Below are 6,273 nucleotides of genomic sequence, written 5' to 3'. Positions count from 1 at the left end.
GGTCCTGGACGTTGGTCTCCTCCCCGATCTCGATGGGCGCGATGTCGCCCCGGAGAACGCACTGGTACCAGATGCTGGAGTGCGGACCGATGGTCACGTCGCCGGCCACGTCGGCGGAAGGAGCGATCCACGCCGTCGGGTCCACGGTGGGGGTGCTTACCGTGCCGTACCTGTCGTTCCGATCGGTCATGGCGAATCCCCTCCCCGGGCAGCGGCCGACGCCCGGCCGGCCTCCGCCAGGAAGGCGCGAATCCCATCCAGCACGCCCCGGGCGTATCGGGCCTGGAACTCCGGGTTCTTCAGCGCCGCCTCCTGGTCCGGGTGCATCATGAACGCCCCCTCGGTGAGGATGGAGGGCATCCAGGCCATCCGGCACACCGCCAGGTTGCCCCAGTACACGCCGAGGTCGCGGAGTCCCATCGAATCGAGCATCCCTTCCTGAGCGGACGTCGCCAGCGCCCGCGAGTGCGGGTGGTAGTAGTAGGTGCTGGTGCCTTCCTGGCCGAACGGGCGAACCCCGTCGGGCAGGGCGTTGTTGTGGATCGACACGTACAGCTCGCCTCCGGACTCGATCGCCGCCGTCGTCCTCTCGTACAGGCCGATCGGGAGCGTGTCGCGGCGGGTGAGGACCGGCTCGGCGCCCGCCTCGGTCAGCAGGCGCTCCAGCGCCAGGGCGATGCCGAGGTTGGCGTGCCCCTCGTAATAGCCGGAGGGGCCCGTCGCACCGGCGCCCGGGTGTCCCGGATCGATCACCACCCGGCGCCCGGCCAGGGGGTTTGCCGGATCGATGGCCGGCATGCGGCGGATCTGCAGGGACAGCTCGGCGCGATCGCCCGGGAGCGATCGATACTCCGTCCGGAAGCCCCACACCGGCTCCGAGAGCGTGATCGTCAGGCGGTATCGATCGCCGGGAAGCTGGATCCAGCGCACCTCCTCCACGGCCCGGCTCCCCGCGCCCTGCGCCACCCGGTCCGTGTTCCCTATCGCCCCGAACAGCGTGAGCTCCACGGTTCGCGCGTCGGGCTCCTCCACCTGGAGAGGAAGCGCCGCCGAAAGCGGGACGTTCAGCTCGATGCGGTCCGCGCGGACGTGGAAGCGGAGGTCTCCGACCACGCTTCGGGGCGGCCGCGCATCCGGCGGCGCCGGCCGGGCATCGTCGGCGGACACCCACGCGTTCAGCCCGGGGGCGAGGCGCAGCCGGAGGCGCTCCCCGTCCCGCCCATCCACCTCGGCCCGCGTGCCCACCGGGAAGCGCCACCGGTAGGTGCCGAACCGAGTCGGACGGCCGATCACGATCCCGTTGGTGCCGCTGATCGAGTCCGGGAGCTCCACCAGCTCGACGATCGGGAGCGTCTCCGGGTCGAGGAGGAGCAGCGGATACTCGAAGTCCACCCGGGATTCCGTCGAGCCGGCGAGGGTGTCGGCGAGAACGAAGGCGGCCGCAAGCGGGACCGTCTCCCCCACCCAGTCGCAGGCGTCCGCCGTGCACGCCGCATCGTGGAAGTCCACCGCGCGGAGGCGGAGGTCGTACCCGCCGGGGTCCGGGCTCTCGCGCATCGCCTGACGGCCCGAGCGGGTCTCGAGCCACGCGCGCATCCCGGGCGCCCCGCGGAACGACAGCGTCAGCTCCTCGTCGGGCAGGGCCCAGCGAAGCTCCGGGGTCGTCACCGAAGCCGTGTCGATCCACGCGGTCCCCGGCACGCCTTCGTAGGGGGTCTCCGGGACGAGGATCGGGTGGCGCAGCGAGTCCACCTGGCCCCCGCGGCGGGCGATGAGCTGATAGAACGCCGTGTCCCCGGACACGGGCGCCGGAACCGGCAGCCAGGCGAGGAAGGTGCCGTTCGCCTCCACGTCCACGAACTGGCCGTCGATGAGCAGCGTCGCATCGCCCGTTCCGACGGTCCCATGGATGAAGTTCGTGTCCGAGACGGCGATTCTCTGCAGCGAGTCCGGGTACTGGACGTGCATGGCCAGGGAACCGGTGACCGACGGAATCGGCGGCAGGGTGCTCTCGAGGACCCCGGCCGGGGCCGGCCCGGTCGCTCCGCCGCTGGCACAGCCGGCCACGCCGAGCGGGACCGCGGCGCACGCGACGGAGAGGAAGAGGGTGCGGGCTCCAGTTCTCGATGCGGGAAGATGGGTCATCATCGGATTCGTCGGTTGAGTTTCGTGCTCTCGGATGTCTTCGCTTCAGGGTCTCGCCGATTCGGTGGCCGCGCCCCGGCCGCTCCCACCGAGGGCCCGGAGGCCCGCCAGGCCGGCCAGCAGCAGCAGGGCCGAGCCGAGCGCCAGGCCCGGCTCGAGGAGCACGGCGCCGCCGATCGCGAACATGCCCCCGAACAACGCCGCGGTGGCGGCGATCGTCCGCGCCACGTCGTGGCGCAGCAACGTAATCGGTTCGAGTCCGGTGCGCGCCCGTACGGCTCCCCAGCCCGCCCCTCCGGGCCGCACGCGGCGGTAGAAGCCATCCAGGGTGGCATCGGACTCCGGCTTCGTGAGGTACATGACCGGAATCCACACGGCAGCCGTGCCCACCGCGGTGACCGTCAGCCGCAGGCCGAAACCCATCCCTCCCCAGACCGGAAGGTAGGTGAGCAGCGCGATCCCGAACCCGGCGATCATCGACGCCAGCTCCGCCGCGGCGTTCACCCTCCACCAGAACCAGCGCAGGATGAGCACCGCCCCCGGGCCGGTGCCGATGGCGATCATGAATCGGAACACGGTCCCGATGTCGTTCGCGAAGAAGGCCGCGGCGCCGGCGAACGCCACGATGCCGACCGAGGCCATCCGACCGAGTGCCACCAGGCGCTTCTGGCTCGCGTCCGGCCGCACGAAGCGAGCGTACAGGTCGTTCACCAGGTAGCTGGCGCCCCAGTTGATCTGGGTCGACACGGTGGACATGAAGGCGGCGACGAAGGAGGCCACCACGAGGCCGAGCGCGCCCACGGGCAGGTACTCCAGCATCAGGAGCGGATAGCCCATCTCCGGGTCCTCGAGCCCCGGGAAGACGACCAGGGCGACGAGGGCGACCAGGATCCACGGCCACGCCCGGACCACGTAGTGGAGGACGTTGAACAGCCACGCCGCCTTTTCCGCGTCCTCCTCCGTCCGGCTGGCCGACATGCGCTGCACGAACTCGCCGCCCCCGTCCGAGCGTCGCCACGCCCACCACTGGATGCCGAGGTACGCGAGGAAGGTGCCCATCGGAAGGTCCGGCGAGCCGGGTCGCGGAACCATGCGGAGGGCATCGGAGCGGCCGATCTCGGCCAGGCCCCGCTTCAACTCCATCACGCCGCCCACGTCGGCGATCGCGAACCCGGCGACGAGGAGGGCCCCGATCATGGCGAGGGCGAACTGGAAGAAGTCCGTCGCCACCACGCCCCACAGCCCGGCCAGCCCCGCGTACACGAGGACGAAGACCGAGAGGGCGGCGACGATCCACAGGCGCTCGTCGCCCGGCAGAAAAGCGCCCACGCCCTGGAACAGGCCGAGGGCCTCGATCACCTTCCGCATGGCCAGCATCACGTAGCCGATGGCGATGCAGTTGATGGGCACGGCGAACAGGAAGGCCCGCGTGGCCCGGAGCACCGCGGCGGGTCGGCCGCCGTAGCGGATCTCCGTCATCTCGGCGTCGGTGACCACCTCGGCGCGACGCCACAGGCGGGCGAACACGTAGATCAGCAGGACGTGCGACAGGGCGAACGCCCACCACTCCCAGTTGCCCGCGATGCCGCGACGCGCCACCACGCCGGTCACGTACAGGGGCGTGTCGACGCTGAAGGTGGTGGCGGCCATCGAAGTGCCGGCGAGCCACCACGGGAGGGCCCGCCCGCCCACGAAGAAGTCGACCAGCCCGCCGCTCGCGCGCCGCGACAACCACAGTCCGACGGCGAGCGTGCCGACCAGGTAGGCGAGGACGATGGCCCAATCAAGCGGCGCCACGGAATCCCCCGTGCGTGCGGGTCCGGCTCACCCGGTCCCTTCCCGCGCCAGCTCGTCCAGACGCCGCGCCGCCGCCACCTCCATGGCAGGCTCCGTCGCCCACGCGCACAGCCCCGACGCCTCCAGCTCGTCCAGAAGTCGCGGGTGCCCGAACAGGATCGGGTAGACGCGGTCCCCGGAGAGGATGCCCTCCAGGGCGGCCCGCGCGGTGGGAGTGAGGGAGGCCGTCCCCTTCCACCCCTGCGGCGTCGAAGCGATCAGTACGATCACCGGCGCGTCGTCATCACCCCCCGGGTCGAGCACCTGCCAGCTCGAGGCCGCGAGGGATCGGCGGAAGGGCTCGCCGAAGGGGGGACGGCCGGGCTCCTCCCGGTCGTCCCACACGGTGGCGACGCGCACCGGAACCTCCGGCCTCAGCCAGGCCGGAACCGCGTTCCCCACCGGAGACACGCAGCCGGCCGCCAGCTCGACGGCACGCGGGGCCGGCGACCCGCCCATGGCGACGACCGCGTCGGCACCGGCGTCGCGTCCCGGATAACGCGCCAGCGCCTCCTCGCTTCGCCGAAGGGACTCACGCACCCGGTCGGCGACTCGTTCGGACGCCTCGGCCGCCGCCTCGATCGCCGCGATCCCCCGGGCAAGGTCGGGCGGATAGAGCAGCAGGTCGCAGCCCGCTTCCAGCGCGCGGACTTCGGCGGAGGCCGTCGCGGCCCCGTCCCGCACGCCGCTCATGTTGAGGGCGTCGGTGAGCACCAGACCCTCGAAGCCGAGGTCGTCGCGCAGGAGCTCCAACAGGATCGCCGGCGCCAGGGTGGCCGGGTTCGACCCTCCGAGCGCCGGATACGCCACGTGCGCCGACATGACGGACGCCACGGTCGAGGCGACGGCCCGGAAGGGGCGCAGGTCCGCCTCGAGCGTCTCGCGCGAGGCGTCGACGATGGGGAGCTCCGCGTGCGAGTCCGCCGTCGTACGGCCGTGCCCCGGAAAGTGCTTGGCACAGGCAGCCATGCCTTCGCCCTGGCACGCCTCGATCCACGCGCTCCCGAGCGCCGCCACCCGCTCCGGGTCCGCGCCGAAGCTTCGCGTGCCGACGATCGGGTTCCGCGATTCCGCGTCGAGGTCGAGCACCGGTGCGAGCGCCAGGTTCAGCCCGATGTCCAGGGCCTCCCGTGCCGTGGTGCGGGCCGCCTCCCGGACCGCCCGCTCCGGCTCCGGGTGGTGGGCCAGGGCGGCCGGCGGAGGGAAGGTCGTGAGGCCCCGAAGGTGCTGGCCGGCCCCCCGCTCGAGGTCCGCCGCCAGCCACAACGGCCGGTCGGCGGCGCCCCGGATCACCTCGCAGACCCGCGCCGCCGCTTCCGCTTCGGCCCCGAACAGGATGAAGCCGCCGACGTCGAGCCGAAGCGCTCGATCGACCCGGCCTACGAGCTCTCCGATCGTCTCCTGGTCGAACCGCAGGGCCTCGAGAAACAGACGGCCGGCGCTCAAGCCGGTACCCGCTTGCCGAGAACCCGGGGGCCGTCCGACCCGGTGGCCCACCCGAGATCGACCGGGATGCCGAGGAGGTGTTGACGGGCCAGGAGGGCGAACGCGGCCGCCTCGCGGGCGTCCCCGTTCCACCCGAGGTCCTCGAGCGGACGGACGGGAACGGGATCGAGGTCGGCCGCGATGCGGCGAACGAGTTCGGGGTTCCGGGCGCCGCCTCCGCACAGGTAAACGGATTCGACCTCGAAAGGGACCCATTCGAAGGCGCGCGTCACCGAGGCCGCCGTGACCTCGGTCAGGGTGGCGATCAGGTCCTCGGCCCGTGCCCCGCCCGCCGAGGCCAGCCAGCGCCGGAGCGCCTCGCCGCCGAACCGCTCGCGACCGGTGCTGCGCGGCGGAGCCAGCGCGAAGAAGTCGTCCGACAGCCACTGGTCGAGGTCGGGCTTCAGCACCCGCCCGGCGGCCGCCAGGCGGCCCTCGGCGTCGAAGGCCTGGTGCCCGCCGGTGAGGTGGAAGACCGCGCCGTCGATCAGCGCCACGCCGGGACCCGTGTCGAAGGCCACCGGCCGATCGTCGGCTCCCTCGGCCGGGAGCGCGGTGAGATTGCCCATTCCCCCGAGGTTCACGATCGCCCGCGCCCCGGACCCGGACAGCAGCAGCCTGTCGAAATACGGGGTCAGGGGGGCGCCCTGCCCGCCCGCCGCGACGTCCCGGACGCGGAAGTCGCACACCACCGGGATGCCGGTCCGCTCGGCGATGACGGCGGCCTCCCCGAGCTGAAGCGTCGCCCCACGCACCCCCGGGGCGGGCGGAGTGTGCCACACGGTCTGGCCGTGGCTGCCGATCGCC

Annotated in this window: 5 protein-coding genes; all 5 read right to left on the bottom strand. The window is 72.5% G+C overall.

From position 1 onward, the window contains the following. Positions 1-190 (bottom strand): gamma carbonic anhydrase family protein (locus AC36XV_RS09665; protein ID WP_492203482.1); only part of this gene is annotated, 190 nt, incomplete at its 3' end. After that, complete coding sequence (locus tag AC36XV_RS09660; protein ID WP_492203481.1) at positions 187-2,148, bottom strand: N-acetylmuramoyl-L-alanine amidase family protein; 1,962 nt, start codon at positions 2,146-2,148, stop codon at positions 187-189. The genes AC36XV_RS09665 and AC36XV_RS09660, both read right to left, overlap by 4 nt. A 42-nt stretch (positions 2,149-2,190) precedes the next feature. Then, a complete protein-coding gene (locus AC36XV_RS09655) occupies positions 2,191-3,942 on the bottom strand; it encodes a sodium:solute symporter family protein (protein ID WP_492203480.1) in 1,752 nt (583 codons plus the stop codon). Positions 3,943-3,969: 27 nt separating this feature from the next. Further along, positions 3,970-5,427 carry a glycoside hydrolase family 3 N-terminal domain-containing protein gene (locus tag AC36XV_RS09650; protein WP_492203479.1) on the bottom strand — a complete coding sequence of 486 codons (1,458 nt, stop codon included), beginning with the start codon at positions 5,425-5,427 and terminating at the stop codon, positions 3,970-3,972. Beyond that, positions 5,424-6,273, bottom strand: an 850-nt coding sequence (locus AC36XV_RS09645) for an anhydro-N-acetylmuramic acid kinase (RefSeq protein WP_492203478.1), incomplete at its 5' end; no start/stop codon positions are given. The genes AC36XV_RS09650 and AC36XV_RS09645, both read right to left, overlap by 4 nt.

Source organism: Candidatus Benthicola sp. (genome assembly GCF_058719085.1).
The sequence above is the reverse complement of the archived record's forward strand: the minus strand, read 5'-3'. Positions and strand labels throughout refer to the sequence as shown.

Bases quoted from the DNA above. Each gene is read 5' to 3' on its own strand.
- AC36XV_RS09660 (WP_492203481.1), bottom strand. From the start codon at position 2,148: ATGATGACCCATCTTCCCGCATCGAGAACTGGAGCCCGCACCCTCTTC.